This is a genomic window from Caenibius sp. WL (genome assembly GCF_019803445.1).
Classification (GTDB): domain Bacteria; phylum Pseudomonadota; class Alphaproteobacteria; order Sphingomonadales; family Sphingomonadaceae; genus Caenibius.
Genome location: NZ_CP081844.1, coordinates 696,714 through 719,540, shown reverse-complemented (window position 1 = coordinate 719,540; position 22,827 = coordinate 696,714). Strand labels below are relative to the sequence as shown.

22 protein-coding genes and 1 tRNA gene are annotated in these 22,827 nt (G+C 62.2%); 8 read left to right on the top strand and 15 right to left on the bottom strand.

Annotated features, from left to right (window positions below):
• Positions 1 to 25: 25 nt before the first annotated feature.
• From K5X80_RS03520 to K5X80_RS03510, 3 genes are all read right to left on the bottom strand, one after another.
• Positions 26 to 883 carry a MipA/OmpV family protein gene (locus K5X80_RS03520; RefSeq protein WP_222559473.1) on the bottom strand — a complete coding sequence of 286 codons (858 nt, stop codon included), beginning with the start codon at positions 881 to 883 and terminating at the stop codon, positions 26 to 28.
• A gap of 90 nt (positions 884 to 973) precedes the next feature.
• On the bottom strand, positions 974 to 1,792 hold the full coding sequence (locus K5X80_RS03515) for a putative universal stress family protein (protein ID WP_222559472.1): 819 nt from the start codon (positions 1,790 to 1,792) through the stop codon (positions 974 to 976).
• A 21-nt stretch (positions 1,793 to 1,813) separates the two neighbouring features.
• Positions 1,814 to 2,392, bottom strand: coding sequence for a DUF2585 family protein (locus K5X80_RS03510; protein WP_283249217.1), 579 nt, complete (start codon positions 2,390 to 2,392; stop codon positions 1,814 to 1,816).
• 267 nt (positions 2,393 to 2,659) lie between these two features.
• Between K5X80_RS03510 and K5X80_RS03505 the strand changes: the two genes are divergently transcribed.
• Positions 2,660 to 4,153, top strand: coding sequence for a phytoene desaturase (locus K5X80_RS03505; protein WP_222559470.1), 1,494 nt, complete (start codon positions 2,660 to 2,662; stop codon positions 4,151 to 4,153).
• Complete coding sequence (locus tag K5X80_RS03500) at positions 4,150 to 4,743, top strand: LOG family protein (protein WP_222559469.1); 594 nt, start codon at positions 4,150 to 4,152, stop codon at positions 4,741 to 4,743. The genes K5X80_RS03505 and K5X80_RS03500 overlap by 4 nt, the downstream gene beginning before the upstream one ends.
• Positions 4,744 to 4,879: 136 nt before the next feature.
• Here K5X80_RS03500 and K5X80_RS03495 read toward each other — a convergent pair whose 3' ends face one another.
• On the bottom strand, positions 4,880 to 5,869 hold the full coding sequence (locus K5X80_RS03495; RefSeq protein ID WP_222559468.1) for a hypothetical protein: 990 nt from the start codon (positions 5,867 to 5,869) through the stop codon (positions 4,880 to 4,882).
• 141 nt (positions 5,870 to 6,010) lie between these two features.
• Here K5X80_RS03495 and K5X80_RS03490 point away from each other — a divergent pair, with 141 nt between their 5' ends.
• Together K5X80_RS03490 and K5X80_RS03485 are read left to right on the top strand one after the other, a co-directional pair.
• On the top strand, positions 6,011 to 7,870 hold the full coding sequence (locus tag K5X80_RS03490) for an ATP-binding protein (RefSeq protein ID WP_222559467.1): 1,860 nt from the start codon (positions 6,011 to 6,013) through the stop codon (positions 7,868 to 7,870).
• A complete protein-coding gene (locus K5X80_RS03485) occupies positions 7,867 to 9,315 on the top strand; it encodes a glycosyltransferase (protein ID WP_222559466.1) in 1,449 nt (482 codons plus the stop codon). The genes K5X80_RS03490 and K5X80_RS03485 overlap by 4 nt, the downstream gene beginning before the upstream one ends.
• Positions 9,316 to 9,613: 298 nt before the next feature.
• Here K5X80_RS03485 and K5X80_RS03480 read toward each other — a convergent pair whose 3' ends face one another.
• Together K5X80_RS03480 and K5X80_RS03475 are read right to left on the bottom strand one after the other, a co-directional pair.
• Positions 9,614 to 11,098 (bottom strand): glycerol-3-phosphate dehydrogenase, encoded by a 1,485-nt coding sequence (locus tag K5X80_RS03480; RefSeq protein ID WP_222559465.1) that lies wholly within the window; start codon positions 11,096 to 11,098, stop codon positions 9,614 to 9,616.
• The gene (locus K5X80_RS03475; protein ID WP_222559464.1) at positions 11,095 to 12,342 is read right to left on the bottom strand and encodes a multidrug effflux MFS transporter; all 1,248 of its coding nucleotides are present in this window, start codon (positions 12,340 to 12,342) and stop codon (positions 11,095 to 11,097) included. The genes K5X80_RS03480 and K5X80_RS03475 overlap by 4 nt, the downstream gene beginning before the upstream one ends.
• A gap of 140 nt (positions 12,343 to 12,482) precedes the next feature.
• Between K5X80_RS03475 and dinB the strand changes: the two genes are divergently transcribed.
• Positions 12,483 to 13,625: a DNA polymerase IV gene (gene dinB, locus K5X80_RS03470; RefSeq protein ID WP_222559463.1), complete on the top strand. Its 1,143-nt coding sequence runs from the start codon at positions 12,483 to 12,485 to the stop codon at positions 13,623 to 13,625.
• 23 nt (positions 13,626 to 13,648) lie between these two features.
• Here the strand turns inward: dinB and K5X80_RS03465 are convergent, their stop codons facing one another.
• The 4 genes from K5X80_RS03465 to K5X80_RS03450 all read right to left on the bottom strand — a co-directional run bounded on the left by K5X80_RS03465 (position 13,649) and on the right by K5X80_RS03450 (position 15,723).
• The gene (locus tag K5X80_RS03465; RefSeq protein ID WP_222559462.1) at positions 13,649 to 14,119 is read right to left on the bottom strand and encodes an NUDIX domain-containing protein; all 471 of its coding nucleotides are present in this window, start codon (positions 14,117 to 14,119) and stop codon (positions 13,649 to 13,651) included.
• 119 nt (positions 14,120 to 14,238) lie between these two features.
• Positions 14,239 to 14,700, bottom strand: coding sequence for a Dps family protein (locus K5X80_RS03460; protein WP_222559461.1), 462 nt, complete (start codon positions 14,698 to 14,700; stop codon positions 14,239 to 14,241).
• A 94-nt stretch (positions 14,701 to 14,794) separates the two neighbouring features.
• Complete coding sequence (locus K5X80_RS03455) at positions 14,795 to 15,361, bottom strand: TMEM165/GDT1 family protein (protein ID WP_222559460.1); 567 nt, start codon at positions 15,359 to 15,361, stop codon at positions 14,795 to 14,797.
• 287 nt (positions 15,362 to 15,648) lie between these two features.
• A tRNA-Gly gene (locus K5X80_RS03450) sits at positions 15,649 to 15,723 on the bottom strand.
• Between the two features lie 180 nt (positions 15,724 to 15,903).
• Here K5X80_RS03450 and K5X80_RS03445 point away from each other — a divergent pair.
• Both K5X80_RS03445 and K5X80_RS03440 read left to right on the top strand, forming a co-directional pair.
• Positions 15,904 to 16,803 carry a tetratricopeptide repeat protein gene (locus K5X80_RS03445; protein ID WP_261390682.1) on the top strand — a complete coding sequence of 300 codons (900 nt, stop codon included), beginning with the start codon at positions 15,904 to 15,906 and terminating at the stop codon, positions 16,801 to 16,803.
• Positions 16,804 to 16,807: 4 nt separating this feature from the next.
• Entirely contained in the window at positions 16,808 to 17,422 is a 615-nt protein-coding gene (locus K5X80_RS03440; protein WP_222559458.1) for an LON peptidase substrate-binding domain-containing protein, read from the top strand.
• Between the two features lie 39 nt (positions 17,423 to 17,461).
• Here K5X80_RS03440 and K5X80_RS03435 read toward each other — a convergent pair whose 3' ends face one another.
• The 5 genes from K5X80_RS03435 to argB form a co-directional block, all read right to left on the bottom strand.
• Entirely contained in the window at positions 17,462 to 18,097 is a 636-nt protein-coding gene (locus K5X80_RS03435; RefSeq protein WP_222559457.1) for a MarC family protein, read from the bottom strand.
• Between the two features lie 63 nt (positions 18,098 to 18,160).
• Positions 18,161 to 19,057, bottom strand: coding sequence for a bifunctional methylenetetrahydrofolate dehydrogenase/methenyltetrahydrofolate cyclohydrolase FolD (gene folD, locus K5X80_RS03430; RefSeq protein WP_222559456.1), 897 nt, complete (start codon positions 19,055 to 19,057; stop codon positions 18,161 to 18,163).
• Positions 19,054 to 19,344, bottom strand: coding sequence for a YggT family protein (locus tag K5X80_RS03425; RefSeq protein ID WP_261390616.1), 291 nt, complete (start codon positions 19,342 to 19,344; stop codon positions 19,054 to 19,056). Before K5X80_RS03425 ends, folD begins: the two co-directional genes overlap by 4 nt.
• Positions 19,345 to 19,498: 154 nt before the next feature.
• Positions 19,499 to 20,065, bottom strand: coding sequence for a hypothetical protein (locus tag K5X80_RS03420; RefSeq protein ID WP_222559455.1), 567 nt, complete (start codon positions 20,063 to 20,065; stop codon positions 19,499 to 19,501).
• A 58-nt stretch (positions 20,066 to 20,123) separates the two neighbouring features.
• Entirely contained in the window at positions 20,124 to 21,035 is a 912-nt protein-coding gene (gene argB, locus K5X80_RS03415) for an acetylglutamate kinase (protein ID WP_222559454.1), read from the bottom strand.
• 179 nt (positions 21,036 to 21,214) lie between these two features.
• Between argB and guaA the strand changes: the two genes are divergently transcribed.
• Positions 21,215 to 22,777 (top strand): glutamine-hydrolyzing GMP synthase, encoded by a 1,563-nt coding sequence (gene guaA / locus K5X80_RS03410; RefSeq protein WP_222559453.1) that lies wholly within the window; start codon positions 21,215 to 21,217, stop codon positions 22,775 to 22,777.
• The last annotated feature ends 50 nt before the right edge of the window (positions 22,778 to 22,827 follow it).

Genomic DNA, 22,827 nt, shown 5'->3' with positions numbered 1-22,827 from the left:
GCCATGGCCGTTCCGCCTGCCCCGATCAGAAGGTATAGCCCAGCCCGACCGCGCCGAACCACTGGTTGGGGCTGCCGCGTTCGGACGTGAACGGCGAATCCTTCGCATCGCCCAGCATCCGCGCGTAACCGCCGCCGATCACCACGGCGAACCCGCCGTTCAGCAGATCGCCATCGAGATCGATTCCGCCGATCGCCGCCACCCCGACTTTGGTGAAGCCCTTGCCCGCAGAGAACGCCGAAAGGCCGCTGGCCGCGCTTTGCGCCGGGCTGACCGAGTAATAGTAATCGGCGAACTTGCGGTCGCCATATTCGGCGCTGACGTTGAGCCCGATGGCCACCCCGCGATTGAGCGGCGTGAAATAAGTGACCGAAGGCGTCACCACCATGCCCTTGTGCGCTCCCGCCACGTCCCACGCGACATCGGCGTTGATGGAGAGGGCATCGTACTGGTGAAACACCTGCGACACCCTGATCCCGAGGCTCGGCCCCACTTCCAGCGCCCGGTCGAGCTTGCCGAGCGAACGGACAACCTTATCCTCGATCTGGCTGGCGCGATTGGTGCGCAGGCGGATGGAAGGGCCGATATTGAAACCCACGCCCTTGTCCGGGTCGGGCACGAAATCGAGCGCGATCCCGCCCATGCGCGGCGTGATGCCGATACCGGCCAGATTGCCCTGGACCACCGGCACCGGGAAAACCACGTAATCGTCCGAACCATCGTAGGATGGGCCGTAGCCCACCCCCGCGCCGACACTCAGCCAGTCGCCGTCATAAACGCTGGGTTCGCCACCGGCGGCCCCGGCAGGAACGGTCTGCGCCATCGCCGGGGCGGCGATCGCCGCCGCGCAGAAGGCACTTGTACACAAAAGCAAATTTCGCATGGCTGCTCCCTAACGCCTTTCCAACGCACAAGCGTGAAAAACGTGCCTTGCATGGCAGGCGCGGGGAAACAGGCGGCGGATCACCCGCGATCAGTGCGCCAGCAGCAGCGGCAGCGGCGAACCGATCAGCATGTCACGCGTAACGCCGCCCAGCAGGCTTTCCTGCCAGCGCGAATGGCCATAGGCGCCCATCGCCAGATAGGCAGCCTTGCGGTCGAGCGCAGCATCGCGCAGCGCCTCGGCCACCGGGCGGCCGCGCGCGCCGATCTGCACGATCTCGCTGGCGACGCCATGGCGCGAAAGGAACGTGGCAGCCTGCAGAGGCGGGAGGTCCTCGTGCCGGTCCGCTTCGACGCAGACCAGAGTGACCGATTGCGCCCGCTTGAGCAGCGGCAACGCAGCCCGGATCGCCTGGCAGGATTCGGGCGAGCCGTTCCAGGCCACCACCGCGGGCCCATCGACCGCGAAGTCCGCCGCCGTTTCCGGCACCACCAGCGTCGCCCCCGGCGCGCGGGTGACCACTTCGGCGGCAATCGGCGGCGAACCCAGCCGGGCAGCCCAGTTGGCGGGCGGCGCGCTGACCACGATCAGATCGGACAGCCAGCTATGGCTGATCAGCAGGCGGGCAGGCGCGGCGGCATGGCGATGCCATTCCCAGCCGATACCTTCCTTGGCCAGACGTGCTTCCACCTCGCGGCGCTGATCGTCTTCCGCTTCGCGCGCCTTTTCAAAGGCATCGCCAATGAACGCGGCCCCGCCGAACGGATCGATCGGCATATAGGCGTCGACCGGGGTGGCGGGCTGGATGCAAGTGAGATAGCCATCGAAGGCGCGGGCGATATCGACGGCGACCCGGTAACGCGCATCTTGCCCGTTATCGAGTCCGATATGGACGACAATCGATTTCATGTGCTCTCTCCTTACGCGGTATCATCCCCCCAGCGCTTGCCACTGGCGGACCGAATCCATCGGCCACACCAGCATGAGCACGTTCAATGTAAGGTTGTCCCTGATCAGAATCAAAGTCGCCAGTTCGAGCGCGAGCGCCAGCGCAACGCTCACCCAGACAGGCAGGCGGCTGGCGAGGAGGAAACCGATCACCATCCAGCCGATATCACTCAACGAATTGACGATGCTGTCGCCGACATAGCCGAAGCTCACCGTCACCGCGCGATACCGTTCGATAATCATCGGCGAGTTTTCGAGGATTTCCCAGAACGCTTCGAACGCCGCCGCAATCGGCAGGGCATACCGGGCGGGCACGCCGCCGAACAGACGCCAGCGCACCCACAGCACCCAAGCGAAGAAATAGAACAGCAGCCCATGGATCACATGGCTGGCGCTGTACCAGTCGGCGATATGCTGGCTGTTTTCCGCCGATTGCACCACGCCGTGCCACAGCTTCACCGTGCCGCAGGCGCAGATCGGCGGGCGGCCCATGGCCAGCAAGATGCCCAGCACCAGCAGGCACACCACCGCCGTGGCCACGATGGCGCGGCGATGCGGCAACAGGCCTGGCGATCGTATGGTCAAACGGTCCTCCCCTTCGCATGTTCCGCCTGATTCAGAGCGGGTTTTGGCCCCCCGCGCAACCCGCGGGTGCAAGGATTCCACGGCCACCGGCCATGCGCCGGGCCCCCATGCGGCAAGCAGAGATTGCGCATCGCCGGGCAGGCGCTACAGTCGCGCGGCGATGCGCGGCCGCTCCTTTGACCTCTTTCCCTTCCGCAGGGCTCTGCCTCACCCGATCCCGGCCGCTCTACCCGGAGATACGGCATGAGTGCCGCGGACAAGCGGGTGTGCATCATCGGCGCGGGATTCGGCGGGCTGGCGCTGGCGATCCGGTTGCAGGCGGCGGGAATCGCCACGACCGTGATCGAAGCGCGCGACAAGCCCGGCGGCCTCGCCCATTTCTGGCAGAAAGACGGTTTCACTTTCGATGCCGGCCCGACGATCATCACCGATCCGTTCGCTTTCGAGGAACTGTGGGCCCTGACCGGGCATCACATGGCCGACGATGTCGAACTGCTCCCGGTGGCGCCGTTCTACCGGCTCAACTGGCCGGATGGGACCAATTTCGATTTCGCCCGCGACGAAGCATCGCTCCAGCGCGAAATCGCCCGCATCGCCCCGGCCGATATCGTGGGCTACGGCGAATTTCAGGACTACGCCGCGCAGGTCTATCGCGAAACCTACCAGAGGCATGGCCAGACCGCTTTCCAGACGGCATCGAGCATGGCCAAGCTGCTCCCGGCCATGGTCCGCTATCAGGCCTGGCGCTCGATCTATGCGCGGGCGGGCAGCTTCGTGCGCGCGCCCAAACTGCGCGAGGCGCTGAGCTTCCGCACGCTGTTCGTCGGCGGCAATCCGATGAACGCCAGCGCGGCCCTTTCACTGATCCACAAGCTGGAGAAGCAGGGCGGGCTGTGGTGGCCGCGCGGCGGGGTCAACCGGCTGGTCGCCGCCATGGTGCGCCAGTTCGAACGGCTGGGCGGCACGATCCGGCTGGGCGATCCGGCGGTGCGGATCGAAACGCTGGGCAACCGTGTGACCGGGGTGCACACACGCAGCGGCTGGCACCAAGCCTGCGATGCCGTGGCCAGCAACGCCGATATCGTCCATTCCTATCGCGATCTGCTCGGCGAAACCCAGCGAGGCCGGATCTACGCGCGCAAGCTGGCCCGCAAGCGCTTTTCCCCCAGCCTGTTCGTGGTCCATTTCGGGATGGAGGGAAGCTGGCCGGGCATTCCGCATCATATGATGCTGTTCGGTCCGCGCTATAAAGGGCTGCTGGCGGACATTTTCGATCATGGTGTGCTGCCCAACGATTTCCTGATCTATCTCCATCATCCCACAGTCACTGATCCTTCCGTCGCCCCGCCGGGAAAAAGCACTTTCCATGCGGTGGTGCCGGTCGCCCATATGGGCAAGCTGACCGTCGACTGGGAAGAGATCGGCCCAATGCTCGAAAAGCGCATTCTCGACGAAGTCGGCCGCAGGCTGATCCCCGATATCCATGACCGGATCGTGACCCGGTTCCACTATGCCCCGCGCGATTTCGCGCGGGATGGCAACGTCCATCTCGGCAGCGTGTTCAGCCTCGCGCCGATTCTGACGCAAAGCGCATGGCTGCGCGGCCACAACCGCGACGAGGCGATCGGCAATCTCTATCTGGTGGGGGCGGGCACGCATCCCGGCGCGGGTATCCCCGGCGTGATCAGCAGCGCCAGAGTGACCGCCGACCTGATGCTGGAGGATTTCGCCGCATGAACCACACGCTCCGCGCCATCGCCGTCTATTGCGGATCGGCCACGCCGTCCGATTCCCGCTATCTCACGCTCGCGGGCGCGGTCGGGGCGGAACTCGCCCGGCGGGGCATCACCGTGGTCTATGGCGGCGGCAAGCTGGGCCTGATGGGCGCGCTGGCGCAAGCGGCGCTGGAAGCGGGCGGCAAAGTGATCGGGGTCATCCCCGAAGCGATGGTCGACCGCGAAGTGGCCAACGAGGCCTGCACCCACCTCCATGTCGTGGCCACCATGCACGAACGCAAGGCGCTGTTCACCGAACTTGCCGATGCTTTCCTCACTCTGCCCGGCGGGGTCGGCACGATGGACGAATTGTGGGAGGCGATCAGTTGGGCGCAACTCGGCTATCACAGCAAGCCGGTCGGCCTGCTCAACGCTTTCGGTTTCTACGACGGACTGCTCGGCTTTGTCCGGCACATAACCGATACCGGTTTCGTCCGCCCGGCCCATGCCCGCATCCTGATCGCGGAACACGAACTGGATCTGCTGCTGGAACGGATGGAAGCCTACGAACCGCACCAGCCGATCTTCCGCATGAAAGCCTCCGACCTCTAGGGGGCTTGGACAAATTGGTTCCCGCTCAAAGCTGCCGTTAACGGGCTGAAACCTCAGAACCAAGCAGTGGTATGGGTGTTACAAAATATTGAACTGTTCGAGCGTATCGGCTCTGGGCAAAGATACGTTCCGGCCATCAAACCCCGACCCTAAGATTAAAAATGCACAGATCGACACCAGCAAATTTGAAGAATTCAAGGGCATCCAGGCGCAGAATGACAGCTGCACTGTCACATACTCCGTAGGACAAGACGATCATATTGTCGTGAAACGCAACGCCGCTACAAAATTCAACGTTCTGACCCTCGAACGAAAACTCACCTCCCATAGAAATGAGAGAAAAGTCGTCATCAAAAATAGCGACAACATGTGTGTAAACAAACTTGACGCTGGTGCTGCCGGTGTGTGGGTTGGGAACGTACAAGGCCTGTTTGCGATGTAATATTCCTACATACCGCCCCAATATGCGCATGACACAGGACCCCCCCGACAAATCGAGGTCCATCGCCGGGTTAATTTTTACGGTATGTATCTCTCCTTCTTCCGAAAGCTGCACAATCTCGCAAGGGTTTCCGGCATACACAAAATTCAGCTCACCATTCTTTACCCATGGCATCCAGTTTTTCTCGTGGAACTGGCGGCGAGGCAGATACCTATGGAGCCGGAGGATTCCCCCTCGCACCTCAAGCAAGACCATCGTAAAAATCTTGAGGGCATCACGACCGTTAGCATTTGCAATCAATCCTGCTGCCGCCGCCACTGCAAAAACATGACCTTGCCATTTGAACAATCGCAAATCCTGCAAGCCCATCAGTGCAAGGTCATGAGCCCGGATATGGCGATCTTCCAAAAAAGAAGCTTGCGTGAGGTTTAACCCCATATCCAATTCTGCGAGGTAATTCTGGGTGTCTGAGTATTTTACTCGCTCACCACAATAGTACGCCCTGTAGTTTCCATTTCTCAAATCATAGTTAACCCCTCTATAAGCCACCAGAATTCGGCCACTATCTATTAGAATTGAAGGATTGCATACTTGGTGACGTGTTAATTTAGGCAATTCAACCCGTTCGAATTTTGCAACATGCTGCATCAGTATAGCCGCTCTTTGCAGATCTCCTCCCTTCATACTTCCCGCCCCTCGCTCCTCATAAGAGAATAAATTTCCGTAAAAAGTAACATTATTTCCATCATCTCTGCAACCGGATCAGGGCGAACAGCTTCGCATAGGCCTGGAGTATTTGACGAGCTTCGCGTATCCCTTGATACGATGATTGGTGAGAATTTCATAACTCAGGAAACCGATGATCCCGTGCTGCAGCTACGGGGTCCCTTTGTCTTTCTGCCGGGAAAGGGTTTTGGGATTCGTCAATCGGTCGCGTCAGTACGGATACAGCTTCACCTGCCATACCAGATCGATGGCACTGCGCTTGATAACGCTATGGAGGAATTTCTTCCTGATCAGCCAATTCATTTGCCACAGGCAAATGACCATGCATCTCTCATCCTATTTCGTATTCTCGCTTGGCAGGCAGCTATTCAGCGCAATGCCAACCTTCCCGTTTTTGGCCTTGGACACTCGTTCAACCTGAATAGCACGGAACGGCTGCTGATAATGCCGTACTTCTGTACACCCGCGTCGCAGACAGTCATGGCATGGATACTCGCAGCTATCAGGTTTTTCGTTTTCCCGCCCTCCAAGCAGACACACTCGCTAGAAGACGTTCGCCGTCTTTACGCCGAGCTAAGAGCAGAGCTCAGAAAGCATGCCTTACCCGGCACCAACGTCTTTCATTTTCTCGAAGCCGCTCACACCCGGAAACTTGAGATAAATCACATTGCGAGCGATGTGATCAGCTTCGGAGTGGGCTGCAACAGCAGATGGCTGGATAGTACGATTACAGATTCGACCCCGTCGATGGCTATCAAAAATGCCCGGAACAAATTTGCTTGCGCACGCATTCTTGACCTCCATGGATTGCCAACGCCCATTCATGGAATACCTGCAAACGCTGATCAGGCAGTTTCTATTGCTGAGCAGATTGGTTATCCGGTCGTCGTCAAGCCATATGATCTGGATGGTGGCAGAGGGGTGTATGCAGGGCTGCCTCACGACGAAGCTGTTCGCGAGGCGTACGCATGCGCCTCGGCAGAATCCAGCAACCTGCTTGTAGAAAAGCATATTGTTGGGTCCGATTTCAGGCTGACAGTGCTGCATGGAGAAGTCATCAAGGTTATGAAACGGCGCCCTGGAGGCGTGACCGGCGATGGCAGCCGGACAATTGCGGAGTTGATGAAAGAGGAGCAGCGCAAGCCCGATCATCAAGCCGCCCTAAGGCGCACCGGCCATATGCGGATTAGCCTGGATGCAGAAGCGATGGAGCTGTTGCAAGAAAACGGGCTCACGCAAGACAGTGTTCCCGAGCGCGGACGGTTCGTGGTCCTCCGCAGGAAAAGCAATATATCGACGGGAGGCACCTATACCATCATACCAGTGACGCACATTCATCTCGACAATCTAAGGCTGGCAGTGAGTGCTGCATCCGTGATCGGACTCGATATCGCCGGCGTAGATCTTATTATTACCGACATTACAAAGTCATGGCGCGAGGTAGGCGGAGCCATTTGTGAAGTAAACGGAAAACCTCAAATCGGGCACCGCGATACTCCAGAAATATACGATCTTATACTCTCAAGACTACTGAAAAATCATGGAGAATTGAATGTGCATTTGATCATATCGGATACGCATAAGCCGCCGTCTTCAGCGTTCATCGAAGAAATGACCGCTAAGGGCTACAATGCGATAGTTCACGGAAATGCAGCGACAACCGTGGAAGGTGGTGTAATCGGTCCTTTCCAAAATAGTTTTTATGCCGCCAAAGCGATATTGTCCGACCGCAGAACCACTGGTGCCATTCTCTTCATGTGTTTGGATGACATAATCAGTCATGGATTGCCTGCAAGTTGGTTCACTTCTATTCGTGTTGTGCTGCCGACAGGCTGTCCCCCAGATACTGTAAATACGATCATGAAGATGATCCATGAGCATACGAATGAGGCAATTTCGGTGACCGCCACCACGAATGCAGCATCGCAAGAACAAACTGGAGCGACCGCTGCCGAATGACACGAGTTGGACTTCATGACTATGTTACGGACCCGTTGCTGACGCAGAAAGATGGAGCCAATCTCGCTCATGAGAATATTGCACGATTACTCAAACTTTATTCTACGCCCGAAATTGAAGTTCGATTCCACGATTTTATGCGTCTTCTCAGAGATGAACGGTATGCTTATCAAACCCTTAGCGATCTAGATTGTGTTGTAAGCAATGTTGGACCACATGCGCATTATTATTTTTGGTTGCGTGAACGACTTGGGCTTTCCTTTCGAATAGTCCGTGATGTTCGAACGGCAATCTGGAGCAGTTACCTACTTCAGGAACATCTTTGCCAACCACTTCTGAGACGCGATGATACGCTGCTGTTTGCCAGCCAGTATACGTGGGACATTTATTCCCAAATGTTCCCGCACCTCCCTAATTATCCTGGCGCGATTTGCTATCCGCTAACCGTTTGTTTTCCCAAAACGAGGCCCAAGAGGAGCTATCATAAGCAAAGGCCAGAAGGTGTTCCTATAACACTTGGATATCTTGGCCGCCTTTCCGACGATAAGAATTTTCCGGACATCATTGAACTGCTGATCCACCTGAATCGTAATTCGGAAAATCGCTATCGTCTGATTGCATGTGGCGAAGTACACTCACCCAACTGTGATCCAGATTGTGTACGCGCTCAGTTACAAGACGCGCTCGGACGCGATGACTGTTTTAAATACTATCCGCCGCGTAGAAATAACGAAATATGGTCTTTTTTGTCCAACGTTGATATTCTATTGTTTCCCAGTACGTCAAATCTCGAAACACTGGGCCGAGTTCTAGTTGAGGCAAGCTATGCCCGCATACCAGTTGTTAGCGGGGATCACGCCGCTGCAGCCGAATTGGTGACCCCAACGGGGTTGTGTCCGGTCCAATACGATACCCGACGAATATTTAGTGCTCATCAGGATCACAACATGGGTAGTGTTTCAGTTGCAAACATGGCCGCAGCGGTAACCGCTCACAGTCTGCGCTCATCCGATTGTTATGATCGTTACAAAGAGCACCCCGCTGACTTCATGAAGCTTCTCATCGAGGTTCCTCAGACGATGCATGAAGAGGTCGTAGATAGACGAGCACCGCTGCTGGATAGGCTGGTGGTTGATTTACCTGCCCCTCTCGAGCGTCAACGATCGATGGAGCTGATTGGCGAATGCGTCTCATGGTTCATTGCGCTGCAATCGAGGCACAGCCGTGAGCACGGACAGCGTTCGCTCGATTTGCTGAAACTTTCGCGCTATCCGGAACGGACCCAACGTTATCTGGCAAAAAGCTCAATTACCGCAGGCGATTTTACCAATATCGGCGGCATCGATATCGAACTCTGCCACATTGTCGGATTCTATCCTGAATTTTGGATTGTGGCTGACTCAACTGAGGGGAAAAACAAAAGGATCTTAAAGGATTATCCTTAATCTAACAGACAAACAATGGTTTCGGAAGCCGCATGCAACAGAAGGCAGCATCTTTATTCGTTGCCCGCCAAACACGTAATTTCATAAAGGTTGGCGCCATTTAATTCTAGAACGACCACGCGATCTTACGGTTCATTCAAATGTCCGTTTCCCACAACTTTCCCCCTTCAAGGCATCGGATGGGCCTGCGGAAAGCAGACAAGCATTCGGGGCTGAATTTATCCATGCGGCCCGGAGTGCTTTCGCAGCAGATGGAAACACCTGCTGGCCCGGAAATCAGAACCGTTCCAACCTTTCACTATTCGCCGAGGTAGGCCGCCACGCCCTGCCGCTCGGCCGGGGTCATGTGCAGGCCGAGCTTGCTGCGCCGCCAGAGCACATCATCCGCCGTGCGGGCCCATTCGGTATCGCGCAGATAGGCCACTTCCGCCTCGCTCAACCCCGCGCCGAAATCGCGGCCCAGATCGCCCCGGCTGCGCGCTTGCCCCAGCCAGCGCCCGGCCCGCGTGCCATAGGCGCGGGCGATGCGCGTGGCCTGCGTCTGATCGAGAAAGCCGTATTCGGCCTGCAGGCTGCCGCTCAATGCGTCCAGCGTGCCCGCCGGAAAATCGCCGCCGGGCAGCGGCGCATGCGCCGTCCACGCCCCGCCCGCCAGTTCCGGCAGGCGGGTGGCCAGCAGATCGGCCGCGCTTTCCGACAGATGGCGATAGGAAGTGATCTTGCCGCCATAGACATCGAGCAGCGGGGCCCCTTCGCCCGGCGGCGACAGCGGCAGGCGATAGCCGCGCGTCGCCGCTTCCGGGCGGCCCGATCCGTCATCGACCAGCGCCCTGACCCCGGAATAGCTCCACACCACATCGCCGGGGGCGATAGCCTGCCGGAAATAGCGGCTGGCCGCCGCGCACAGATAGGCCACTTCCCCGGCATCGGCATGGACATCGGCAAGCGATCCGGTGTGGTCGCGGTCAGTCGTCCCGATCAGCGTGAAATCGCGCTCATAGGGAATGGCGAACACGATCCGCGTATCGGGCTGCTGGAAGATATAGGCATAGGGATGATCGAACAGCCGCGGGACGACGATATGCGATCCGCGCACGCGGCGCAGACTGAACGGCGGGTCGATCCCGGCCAGCCACGCCACATCGTCCGCGCCCGGCCCGCCCGCGTTGACCAGCGCCCGCCCGCGAAACGCGCCCGCCGGGGTGTCCACCACCCAGTGATCGCCATCCCCGTCGCGTGCCCGCCGCGCGGCTGTGGCCGGGGTGCGGGTGCGGATTTCCGCCCCGCGTTCGGCCGCATCCAGCGCGTTCAGCACCACCAGCCGGGCATCGTCCACCCAGCCATCGGAATATTCGAACCCATGCGTCAAAGCCGGGTCGAGTGCGGCCCCGGCCGGGTGCACCGGCAGGCGGATCGCCCGCGCGCGCGGCCAGGCGCTGCGCCCGGCCAGCAAATCGTAAAGCAACAGCCCCGCACGCAGCATCCAGCGCGGGCGCAGCCCCGGCGCATGGGGCAGCACAAACCGCATCGGCCGCACGATATGCGGCGCGATCCGCCAGAGCGTTTCCCGTTCGTGTAACGCTTCGCGCACCAGCGCGAACTCGCGGTATTCCAGATAGCGCAGGCCGCCATGGACCAGCTTGGTCGACGCGCTCGACGTGCCGTTGGCCAGATCGCGCGCTTCGAGGAGCAGCACCCGCGCGCCGCGCCCGGCAGCATCGCGTGCGATCCCCGCGCCGTTGACCCCGCCGCCGATCACGATGAGGTCGAACAGCGCGCTCACGCTTGCGGCACCACCCCGTGCCGCCGCTGGAACAGTTTCCCCCGCTCGCTATAGAGGACGAGCAGCAGGGCCACGACCCCCGCCGCCATCAGCGAAAAGGCCAGCGGGCGGGCGGACCCATCGTAAAGTTGGCCGATGAACGCCCCCAACGCGGAGCCGATCACCAGCCGCATGAAAGTCTGCAACGATGCCGCCGCCCCAGCGATACGGGCGAAGGGCTGCAAGGCGATCGAAGCGAAATTGGCCCCGAGGAACCCCATCAGGCAGAGATTGAGCGTCATCACCGGAGCGAATTCCCACAGTGTTTCGTTGCCGCGCTCCGCCAGCCACAATTGCACGGCGCCCAGCATGATGAACCCCAGCAGAGCCGTGTGCGAGACGCGCCGCGCCCCGAACCGCTCCACGATCCGCGAATTGGTGAGATTGGCGCAGGCCATCGCCAGCGCCATCCCGCCGAAAATCAGCGGAAAACTGTCGCCCGCGCCGAACTGTTCAGCCACGAGTTGCTGCGACGAATTGATATAGCCGAACAGAGCCCCCTGGACGAGCGCCATGCCGAAGACATAACCGAACGCCGACCGGTTCATCAGCGCAGTGCCCATGTTGCGGGCGATGACCTGCACTTCGATATGCTGGCGGTATTCGGGATGCAGCGTTTCAGGCAGGCGCAGCGCCGCCCACAGGGCCAGCAGCGCGCCCAGCCCGGCCATGATCCCGAAGATCCAGCGCCAGTCGGCCACCAGCAGCACCGCCTGCCCCAGCGTCGGCGCGATCATCGGCACGATCATGAACACCATCGCCACCAGCGATTGGGTGCGCGCCATCTTATCGCCCTGGAACCGGTCGCGGATGATGGTCATGCTCATGACGATCATCCCGGCCGACATCAGCCCGGCCAGCCCGCGCATGACCAGCAGCGCGGTGAAATCCTGCATCAGCGCGGCGGCCAGGCTGAACACCACATAGCCGCCAAGGCAGACGAACAGCACCGGGCGGCGCCCGAACCGGTCGGCCAGCGCCCCGGGAAACAGCGAACCGAGGCCCGAGCAGATGAGGAACACCCCCACCACCAGCTGGCGCTGGTTCGAATCATGCACGCCGAGATCCTGCGACATCACGCCCAGGGCCGGCAGCATGGCGTCGATCGCCAGGGCCTGAAGCGCCTGCAGCAATGCCATCATGACCACGAATTCGCGCCCGCCCATCGGAAAATGGCGGGGCGCGGCGGAAACGGAAGTACTCATGCCCCGCTCTTGGCCGATAGAGAACCGAATGGCCAGTGCGGCTCGTCGAAAAAGGGGCGGCGGGTGCGGCCGCCCGCGCTGGCGGCCGATTTGCGCCGCGATGCCGCGACAGGCCGTGCGGAGGCTGCTATCCTGCCGCGATGCGCCCCACCGCCCCCGACGATGGCTTTGACCATGGCCCGGACCACAACAGCGGGGTGGACGCCGTCGGCCTACGCAAGATTATCCATATCGATATGGATGCCTTCTATGCCAGCGTCGAACAGCGGGATGACCCTTCGCTCAAAGGCAAGCCGGTGGCGGTGGGCGGCAGCGCCTCGCGCGGGGTGGTCGCCGCAGCCAGCTACGAAGCGCGCAGATTCGGGGTTCGCTCGGCCATGCCTTCGGCCCGCGCCAGGCGGCTGTGCCCCGATCTGGTGTTCGTCCGCCCGCGGTTCGACGCCTATCGCGCGGTGTCGCGGCAGATTCACGCGATCTTCCGCGATTACACCAGCCTGATCGAACCGCTCAGCCTCGATGAGGCCTATCTCGATGTCACGGCGGATCTGCGCGGCATCGGCTCGGCCACCCGCATCGCCGAACTGATCCGCCAGCGCATCCGCGACGATCTCCAGCTTACCGCCAGCGCCGGGGTCTCCTACAACAAGTTCCTCGCCAAGATCGCCAGCGACCAGAACAAGCCCGATGGGCTGTGCCTCATCCGCCCCGGCGAAGGGGCGGCGTTCGTCGCGGCGCTGCCGGTGCGGCGGTTTCATGGCGTGGGGCCGCGCGGGGCGGAAAAGATGGCGAAACTCGGCATTGCCACCGGTGCCGATCTCGCGGCGCAGGACATCGCCTTCCTCAAGACCCATTTCGGCAGTCTGGCCGATTACCTTTATCGCGCGGCGCGCGGGATCGATCTGCGCCCGGTCCGGCCCGACCGCCCGCGCAAATCGGTGGGGGCGGAACGCACGTTCGCGCAGGATATCGCCACCGGGCCGGCCCTGCGCGAAACGCTGGATACGATTGCCGATATCGTCTGGGAACGGATCGAGCGGGCCCAGGCGCGCGGACGCACGGTGACGTTGAAAATGCGCTATGCCGATTTTGCGCTGGTCACCCGCGCGCGCTCGGTGGACCATTGGGTGGCCGGAAAGGCCGAATTCGCCGCGCTGGGTCACGCTTTGCTCGACGAGATGCTTCCGCTGCCGCAACCCATCCGGCTGATGGGCCTCACGCTGTCCTCGCTCGAAAGCGAAAGCGAGGAGCGGGAAAAGGACACCGCGCAGCTTTCGCTGCTGTGACCGGTCTCCTCCGACCGGCCCACTTACCGGGCATCGCGCGCCAGCAGCGCCAGTCTTTCATCCACCGCGCGGCTGCGGGCTTCGGGCAGGGCATCACGGGCGAACAGGCCGATTTCGACAATCTCCCGCCCATCGGCGCGGGGCTGCCCGGCAATCGTCCCCGCGAAGAGATGCACTGTGTTGCGCGCGCCATGCAGCCGGTGATCGAGCACGCCCAACGCACGCATCCCGCTGAGATCGCATCCGATTTCTTCACGCCATTCGCGCGCGGCGGCCACTGCCGGGGCCTCCTTCCGCCCCAGCCCGCCGCCGGGCAGCGTCCAGCATCCAAGGCCATAACTGTGCCGCACCAGCAGCACCCGGCCACGCTCGTCCAGCCCGATCACGCTGCATCCGGCCACATGCGGGCGCGCGATCCGCCACCAGTGCTTGCGCAGCGCATGGGCACAACGCAGCGCCGCCCGGTGCAGCGGTGCGGGAAGCCAATGGCTCATAGCGATCCCCGGCGCCTCAAGGCAGTGCGTAGTGGCATGTTATCCATGCGCCGCCCCACGGCCATACGGCCGCCGGAACGATTTGTCCCGGCGGCTTTGGGGATAGACTTGGCAAATGCCTACTTCAGAGTCTGGGCGAGGAACCACACGCGGCGTTCGGCCTGATCGGTCCAGTCGTCCACCAGCCCTTCGGTCGCATTGTCGCCGGCGTCACCCGCCAGTTGCTTGATCGTCTTGAAACGGGTCACCAGTGCGGCGTTGTCATGGCGCAATTCCTCGACCATTTCATCGGCCGAAAGCGCGGCGTTATCCTGATCCTTCACCGCCGTGCGCTTGGCAATCGACCCGATCGAAGTGACCGTATCGGCATCCAGCTTGCGCACCCGTTCGGCCATTACGTCGATCAGGCCAAACACGGCGGTCGCCTGTTCGTCGAACAACAGGTGCAGGTCATGAAAGCGCGGTCCTGCCACGTGCCAGTGGAAGTTCTTGGTCTTGAGATAGAGCGCGAAGTGATCCGCCACCGCCGCGTTCAGTTCGTCGACCAGAGCCGTTTTCGCATTGTCACCCGCTTGGGCCATTTTCCATTCCCCTTTGCTTACAGATGCAACCTATACACTTGAGACGGCACCCGGTTTCACCGATTTCCCTCACCAGTGTAATCGTCATGCCCGATCACGCAATGATTCCACGCGCGGACAAACCGATGACGATCGCCGCCAGTCCCATGGCCGCCGCCAGCGCATAACGGATCGGCCGCAAGGGCAGCGCCCGAGGCATGTCGGCGCCCAGCGCCCAACCCAGCGTGAGCATTGCGCCGCTCCCCAGCGCGCCGCCGATGCCCGCCAGAACCGGATTGCCCGCTGCCACGGCCAGTGCCAGAATCAGGAAACGGGCGCCGTCGCCCACCTGCTGCGCGGCCAGCACGGCAAATATCGCGAAGTGCGAGCGCGTCGGCTCCTCCGGCCCCCGGCGTACCCGCCATGGCCAGAGCAGTTCCAGCGCGCCCAGCAATAGCGCGAAGGCCACCAGCATATGCTTGGCCGCAGGCGGCATGATCGTCGCCAGCACGCTGCCCGTCAGCGCAGCCAGCCCCGCCGTGATGCAAGCGGCCAGCCAGGCAACCACCAGCAAGCCCCAACCCTGGCCCAGACGCCCCGCCAGATGCGCCACCAGCAACTGATCCCGCCGCCCGAACGAAGCCAGCGCGGCAAGGATCAGCGCGAGAAAGAAGGCTGGCATGGCGTCACGATCCCCGCATTTCCGGACTACGGAATGCAGACCATCATAATGCGTTGTTTTCATCCGTCAAAAAGCCGACCGATCCTCCCGCCCCCCAGACGCATATCCGCTCTCGGGCTGACGAAACCTCGGCTCGTGCACGCTTAACGCCTGTGGCCGTGCAAGATTGGCATATTGAACGGGATAACCGGCCGGATAGAAGCCACACGCCGAAGCAATGCACACCGCACATTTCGGGAGGAGCGCCGACCTTATCGGCGCAGACTGTTACAGCCGTGTCGCAGAACTGGAGCGGGCGAAGGGATTCGAACCCTCGACCCCAACCTTGGCAAGGTTGTGCTCTACCCCTGAGCTACGCCCGCTCTGGCGCTTCAGCTTGCTGCCCTGGGGCAGCACTGCTGGGGTGGGCGGGCAACTAGCAGTGAGTTTTTGGTCCGACAAGAGGAAAAACGCGAAAAATATCTGCCCTTCACAATTCCGCCGAAAAGCCCACATTAGGCGCCACGTCGAAACGCCTCATGGGAGCATGCATCTTGGCCAGTATGGGTCTCAATCTCGAAGAACAGAAAGCGGTGGACCGGTTCCGCAAGGACGTGGCGGAGCCGTCGATGACGAAACTCGTCATCCTGGATTTCTGGGCCGAATGGTGCGGGCCGTGCAAGGCGCTTGCCCCCATGCTGGAAAAGGTCTGCGCCGAATATGCCGACAAGGGCGTGGTGCTGGCCAAGGTCAATGTCGATGAGGAACAGTTCATAGCGGCGCAGTTCCAGGTCCGTTCGATCCCCACCGTCTATGCCATGTTCCAGGGGCAGCCGGTGGCCGATCTCACCAATGCACGCAGCGAATCGCAATTGCGCCAGGTGCTGGATCAGTTGCTAGCCAAGCTGCCGATCGATGGCGGCGACGCGCAGGCCCCCGATGTGGCGCAGTTTATCGCCATGGGCGAAGAGGTGCTGGCCGAAGGCGACGGCGAACGTGCGGCGAGCATTTTCGGACAGGTCGTCGAAATGGCGCCCGACAGCGCCCCGGCGCATGCCGGGCTGATCCGCGCGCTGATCGCGGCAGGGCGGATTGCCGAAGCGCAGGAGGTGCTGGCCACGCTGCCCATGGATGTGGCGGGCGATCCCGCGCTGGCGCAGGCGCGCTCCGCTCTCGCGCTGGCGGAAAACGCACCGGACGATAGCGAACTGACCAGCCTGCGCGAGGCCGCCAAGGCCAATCCCGCAGATATGGATGCCCAGTTCGCCCTTGCCAACGCGGCCTTTGCCGCAGGCCACCGGGACGAGGCGGCCGATACGTTGCTGGCGATGATCCGCAGCGCACCCGAATGGCAGGAAGGCGCGGCCAAGGCCAAGCTGCTGCAGATTTTCGAAGCGGTCGGACTGGAAGACCCGTGGGTCGCCACGACCCGCCGCAAACTGTCGCTGATCCTGTTCGGATAAGCCGGTGACTGTCAAACGCCTTTCGATCTTTCCCCTTTCGGGCGCGATTCTCTATCCGGGCCTGCGCCTGCCGCTGCATATCTTCGAACCGCGTTACCGCGCGATGGTGAGCGACGCGCTGGTGCGCGACCGCCGCATTGCCATGATTCAGCCGCAGAACGGGGAAGAAGGCGCCCCGCTGTTCTCCATCGGCTGCATCGGCAAGATCGAGGATGTCGAAGCCTTGGAAGACGGCCGGTTCAACATCGTGCTGGATGGGGAACACCGGTTCCGCATCCTGCGCGAACTGGACGTGGCCACGCCGTTCCGCCAGATTGAGGCCGAGCTGATCGACGATCCCGAGCATGAAGCGTTGAGCGCGGTCGAACGCGCCGATTTCGAACGCACGGCGCGCGATTATGCCGATCATCAGGGTTACAGCGTGGATTGGGATGCGGTCACCCGGCTGGACGATACCGCACTGATCAACGGCGTGTCGCAAATCGTCCCGTTCGATGCCGCATCCAAGCAAGCGCTGCTGGAAGCGCCCGATCTGGCCAGCCGGTGCGAATTGCTGGTACAGTTGATGCAGTTCTTCGGCCGCCGTTCGGGCGACGATGACCGGGTGACCCTGCAATAGGCCTCGTGCGCGAGGCCGCGACCTGTCTGCCCACCCGGTTCACCCGGCAAGACTGCCGCGCACCCCGTCGATCACGAACTGCACCGCCAGCGCCGCCAGAACCACGCCCAGCAGGCGGGTGACCACCGATTCGACCTGACTGCCGAAAATCCGCATGAGCGGCGTGGCCATCAGCAACATGACCAGCGTCACCGCCATGACCAGAGTCAGCGCCGCCAGCACCGCGAGTGAGGCGGCCATGCCCGGTGCCTGCGCCATCAGCAGCATCACCGATGCAATCCCCCCGGGGCCGGCCAGCATCGGCATCGCCATGGGGAAGATCGCGATATCTTCCACCGCATGATCCACCTCGTGCGCGGCGCGCACTTTTTCCGCCCGTTCTTCCCGGCGGCGGGTGCGGCGTTCGAACACCATTTCCAGCGCGATCATGAACAGCATGATCCCGCCCGCGATGCGGAAGGCATCCAGTTCGATGTGCAGCGCGCCCAGCAGGGATTCGCCGAACAACGCGAACAGCACGAGAATAACGAAAGCGACCCCGGCGGCGCGGAGAGCCATGCGGTGCTGCCGGTGCGGGCTGGCCCCGCTGGAAAGCCCGGCAAAGATCGGTGCACACCCCGGCGGATCGATCACGACGAACAGCGTGACGAAAGCCGAGGCGAACACTTCGAACATGTCAGCTTGCAACCCCGCATCGTGGCGGCGGCAGGCCGCATGGCCGGATAGGGCGCCGCGGCATCACAGCGCGTCTTGCGCCAGATCGAGGCTTTCATGGCGATAGGCCGCAACCAGCGCATTGCGCAGCAGCACGGCAATCGTCATCGGCCCGACCCCGCCCGGAACCGGTGTGATCGCGCCGGCCACTTCGCGCGCGCCGGTGAAATCGACATCGCCGACGAGACGCCCCTTGCCCTGCCCCGGTTCGGGCGGCAGGCGGTTGATCCCGACATCGATCACGGTCGCCCCCGGCTTGATCCAGTCGGCCTTGACCATTTCGGGGCGGCCCACCGCCGCCACCACGATATCGGCGCGGCGCACCACGCCGGGCAGGTCCTTCGTCCGGCTATGAGCCACGGTCACCGTGCAGCTTTCCTGCAGCAGCAGTTGCGCCATCGGCTTGCCGACGATGTTCGACCGGCCGATGACCACGGCATCGAGGCCCGAAAGATCGCCCAGCCTGTCTTTCAGCAGCATCAGGCAGCCCAGCGGCGTGCAGGGCACGAAACCGTCCTGCCCCACGGCCAGGCGCCCGGCGTTGATGATATGGAAACCGTCCACATCCTTGCCCGGCGCGATGGTGGCGATCACTTTCTGCTCGTCGAGATGGGCGGGCAGCGGCAATTGCACCAAAATACCGTCGACCGCGCGATCGGCGTTGAGCCGTTCGATCAGGCCCAGCAATTCCGCTTCGCTGGCGGTGGCGGGCAGCTTGTGCTCGAAACTTTCCATCCCGCAGGCAACCGTCTGCTTGCCCTTGGATTTCACATAGACTTGGCTGGCCGGGTCTTCCCCCACCAGCACCACGGCGAGGCCCGCCTTGCGGCCCGCGCTGGCTTCGAACGCGGCGGCCAGCGTGCCGACCTTTTCCCGCAGACCTTCGGCAAAGGCCTTCCCGTCAATCAACTGCGCGCTCACATGGCCCTCGCAAGGTTTCCGACAATGATCTGGAGGATCTGCAACCCGATAATCAGCACCAGCGGCGAAAAGTCGATGGCGCCGGTGTTGGGCATGATCCGGCGAATGGGCGCCAGCAAGGGCTGAAGCAGGGCGTTGAGCGCCGTCCAGATAGCGGAGACGAACTGGTTGCTCATATTCACGACATTGAAAGCGATCAGCAGGCCCAGAACGAACTGGACGATCACCAGCGTCACGACGACCGAAATCAGCAGGTCGAGAATCTGGGCAATGGTGAGGAGTATCACGCGCAGGTCTTTCTTTCGGCGGCAGGCCGCGCCCGCCCGTAGAGGCCTGTTAGCCGAGCGCGCCCCAACGGAGCAAGCCTTGCATCGACCCGGTCCGCGCGTTTCTCACATGCAAGCACCGCATCGCTTTCCCATGCGGCCTGTCTCCTGCCGGTCAGAGCGCCGTATCCATGCGTTCCACATGCCAGCGCAGCGAGGCCGCTGAAGCGCCCGGCACGTCGTTGACCCGGCGCAGCACGAGCGTGCCTTTCTCGGAAGACCCGTCGGGCAACCGCAGGGTATAGGGTGCGGAATAGTATTGCGAACCGGCCCCGGCATCGCTGCTGCCCGGCCCGAATGTCAGATCGAGCGTACCGCCCGGCCTGCCGAAACGCTGCCGCAAGGCGTCGGCATCACCCTTTTCACCCCAGGCGCGCGCGGCATCGCGCCACCGCCCCTGCCGCAAGGCATCGGCCAGGAAAGCCTGCACCCGCGCCGGGTCCTCCACCTGTTCCAGAGCATCGTAATCCGGCTCGCGGGGCGGCCGCGCCGCATTTTCCGCCGGGGCGGCGGTGGGATCGCCCTGCACCGCGGGCGCCCCGCCGGACGCGGCAGACACGCTTACGCCTTGAGTGCTGGTGTCCTGCTCCACCTTGGGCACGAACGGATTGCCGTCGCATGCGGCAAGGCCGAGCATGAGAGCCAGCGCGGCCCCTGCGGTAATGGGGCGAAGGAGCATCATATCCGGCCAACGCGCGAGCCGGCGGCGCGGTTCCGGCGCGTCAGGGATCGGCCTGCCCTCAGGCGTTGCGGATCAGCGTGCCCGCGCCCTTGGAAGTGAAGATTTCCAGCAGCATCGCATGCGGCACCCGGCCATCGAGAATGACCGCCGCTTCGCACCCGGCCTCCACCGCATGGACGCAGGTTTCGAGCTTGGGGATCATCCCGCCGGTGATCGTACCATCCGCCTTGAGCCGTTCGACATCGCCGGGGCGCAGATCGGTGAGGAGATTCTTCTCCTTGTCCAGCACGCCCGGCACGTCGGTCAGCAGGAACAGCCGCGCCGCGCCCAGCGCCGCGGCAATCGCGCCCGCCATCGTATCGGCGTTGATGTTGTAGGTGTGCCCATCTTCGCCCGCGCCAATCGGGGCAACCACCGGAATCATCCCCGCGCTGCCCGCCGTTTCGAGAATCGTGGTGTCCACCTGCGAGGGTTCGCCGACGAAGCCGAGATCGATCGCCTGTTCGATATTGCTGCCCGGATCCTTGGTCGTGCGGGTGACTTTGGTCGCGGTGACAAGCCCGGCGTCCTTGCCCGAAATGCCCAGCGCCTTGCCCCCGGCATTGGCGATCCAGCTCACCAGCTCCTTGTTGATCGCGCCCGAAAGGACCATTTCGGCGACTTCCGCCGTCGCCTTGTCCGTCACGCGCAGGCCATCGATGAAAGTCGATTCGACACCCAGCTTTTTCAGCATCGCGCCGATCTGCGGGCCACCGCCATGGACCACCACGGGGTTGATCCCCACGGCCTTGAGCAACACGATGTCTTCCGCGAAATCGCGCGCGGCTTCGGGATCGCCCATGGCATGGCCGCCGTATTTGACCACGAACGTGCGCCCGGCATAGCGCTGCATATACGGCAGAGCATCGATCAGCACTTCGGCCTTCGCCAGCATTGCCTTGTTATCCAACGCGTTTTCCACCGCACTCATGCCGCCATCCTTCCTTCGCAGCCCGACAGCTTCCCCCGGTCGCGAGAGAATCGAAATGCGCCCTAGAACATCGCGGCGAAAAGTGGGAACCGCTTTTGCGCAAAAAGCGATGCAAAGCGCACGGTCCGCGCGATGGAGCGGCTGGACTTGCGCGCGGCAGGCACCTAACGGAAGCCGCCATGGACGCTTCCCATCTTCCCGATTCCGTTCTGATTGTCGATTTCGGCAGCCAGGTGACCCAGCTCATCGCCCGCCGCGTGCGCGAAGCAGGGGTCTATTCCGAAATCGCCCCGTTCGGCAGCGCCGAAGCGGCTTTCCAGCGGATGAAGCCCAAGGGCGTGATCCTTTCGGGCGGGCCGGCCTCGGTCACCGACGAGAACGGCCCGCGCATCCCGCAGGCGATTCTCGACAGCGGTTTGCCGATGCTTGGCATCTGTTATGGCCAGCAGGCACTGATGCAGCAGCTCGGCGGCGAAGTGCTGCAGGGCGATGCGGGCGAATTCGGCCGCGCTTTCATCGCCATCGAAGACACTTGCGTGCTGTTCGACGGACTGTGGCACAAGGAAGAAAGCCATCAGGTGTGGATGAGCCACGGCGACAAGGTGACCCGCCTCGCCCCCGGCTTCCGCCCCGTGGCCTCCAGCCCCGGCGCGCCTTTTGCGGTGGTGGCAGACGACGAGCGCCGCATCTACGCGATGCAGTTCCACCCCGAAGTGGTCCACACACCCGATGGCGGCAAGCTGCTGAAGAATTTCGTGCGCCACGTCTGCGGCCTTGCCGGCGACTGGACGATGGCCGAATTCCGTAAGACCAAGATCGAGGAAATCCGCGCCCAGGTGGGTGACGGAAAAGTGATCTGCGGCCTTTCCGGCGGGGTCGATTCCGCCGTCGCCGCGCTGCTGATTCACGAGGCAATCGGCGATCAGCTCACCTGCGTGTTCGTGGATGGCGGCATCCTGCGCATGGGCGAGGCCGAACAGGTCGTCAGCCTGTTTCGCGGCCATTACAATATCCCGCTGGTGCACGTCGATGCCTCGACGCTGTTCCTCAACGGCCTGGCGGGCGTCACCGATCCGGAAGCCAAGCGCAAATTCATCGGCAAGACGTTCATCGACGTGTTCGAGGAAGAAGCGAAAAAGATCGGCGGGGCCGATTTCCTCGCCCAGGGCACGCTTTACCCCGATGTGATCGAAAGCGTCAGCTTCACCGGCGGCCCTTCGGTTACGATCAAGAGCCATCACAATGTCGGCGGCCTGCCCGAACGCATGAACATGAAGCTGGTCGAACCGCTGCGCGAACTGTTCAAGGACGAAGTGCGCGCATTGGGCCGCGAACTGGGCCTACCGGAAATTTTCGTCGGCCGGCATCCTTTCCCCGGACCAGGCCTTGCCATCCGCATCCCCGGCGAAGTGACCAAGGAACGCTGTGACATCCTGCGCAAGGCGGACGCGATCTATCTGGAGGAAATCCGCAACGCGGGCCTTTACGATGCGATCTGGCAGGCGTTCGCCGTGCTGCTGCCGGTCAAGACCGTGGGCGTGATGGGCGACGGGCGCACGTACGACAGCGTCTGCGCGCTGCGCGCCGTCACCAGCACCGACGGGATGACCGCGGATATCTATCCCTTCGATGCCGCGTTCCTCAGCCGCGTCGCCACCCGGATCATCAACGAGGTGAAGGGCATCAACCGCGTGGTTTACGACTACACCTCGAAGCCGCCCGGCACGATCGAGTGGGAGTGATCCCCACCCGGAGGCCTTGTTCGGGGCTGATGCGCATCCCATAGTATCGC

What these genes read in the sequence shown, in the direction of transcription:
- K5X80_RS03520 (WP_222559473.1), bottom strand. Translation starts at nt 883, where the DNA reads ATGCGAAATTTGCTTTTGTGTACAAGTGCCTTCTGCGCGGCGGCGATC.
- K5X80_RS03515 (WP_222559472.1), bottom strand. Translation starts at nt 1,792, where the DNA reads ATGAAATCGATTGTCGTCCATATCGGACTCGATAACGGGCAAGATGCG.
- K5X80_RS03505 (WP_222559470.1), top strand. Translation starts at nt 2,660, where the DNA reads ATGAGTGCCGCGGACAAGCGGGTGTGCATCATCGGCGCGGGATTCGGC.
- K5X80_RS03500 (WP_222559469.1), top strand. Translation starts at nt 4,150, where the DNA reads ATGAACCACACGCTCCGCGCCATCGCCGTCTATTGCGGATCGGCCACG.
- K5X80_RS03495 (WP_222559468.1), bottom strand. Translation starts at nt 5,869, where the DNA reads ATGAAGGGAGGAGATCTGCAAAGAGCGGCTATACTGATGCAGCATGTT.
- K5X80_RS03490 (WP_222559467.1), top strand. Translation starts at nt 6,011, where the DNA reads ATGATTGGTGAGAATTTCATAACTCAGGAAACCGATGATCCCGTGCTG.
- K5X80_RS03485 (WP_222559466.1), top strand. Translation starts at nt 7,867, where the DNA reads ATGACACGAGTTGGACTTCATGACTATGTTACGGACCCGTTGCTGACG.
- K5X80_RS03475 (WP_222559464.1), bottom strand. Translation starts at nt 12,342, where the DNA reads ATGAGTACTTCCGTTTCCGCCGCGCCCCGCCATTTTCCGATGGGCGGG.
- dinB (WP_222559463.1), top strand. Translation starts at nt 12,483, where the DNA reads ATGCGCCCCACCGCCCCCGACGATGGCTTTGACCATGGCCCGGACCAC.
- K5X80_RS03465 (WP_222559462.1), bottom strand. Translation starts at nt 14,119, where the DNA reads ATGAGCCATTGGCTTCCCGCACCGCTGCACCGGGCGGCGCTGCGTTGT.
- K5X80_RS03460 (WP_222559461.1), bottom strand. Translation starts at nt 14,700, where the DNA reads ATGGCCCAAGCGGGTGACAATGCGAAAACGGCTCTGGTCGACGAACTG.
- K5X80_RS03455 (WP_222559460.1), bottom strand. Translation starts at nt 15,361, where the DNA reads ATGCCAGCCTTCTTTCTCGCGCTGATCCTTGCCGCGCTGGCTTCGTTC.
- K5X80_RS03445 (WP_261390682.1), top strand. Translation starts at nt 15,904, where the DNA reads ATGGGTCTCAATCTCGAAGAACAGAAAGCGGTGGACCGGTTCCGCAAG.
- K5X80_RS03435 (WP_222559457.1), bottom strand. Translation starts at nt 18,097, where the DNA reads ATGTTCGAAGTGTTCGCCTCGGCTTTCGTCACGCTGTTCGTCGTGATC.
- K5X80_RS03420 (WP_222559455.1), bottom strand. Translation starts at nt 20,065, where the DNA reads ATGATGCTCCTTCGCCCCATTACCGCAGGGGCCGCGCTGGCTCTCATG.
- argB (WP_222559454.1), bottom strand. Translation starts at nt 21,035, where the DNA reads ATGAGTGCGGTGGAAAACGCGTTGGATAACAAGGCAATGCTGGCGAAG.
- guaA (WP_222559453.1), top strand. Translation starts at nt 21,215, where the DNA reads ATGGACGCTTCCCATCTTCCCGATTCCGTTCTGATTGTCGATTTCGGC.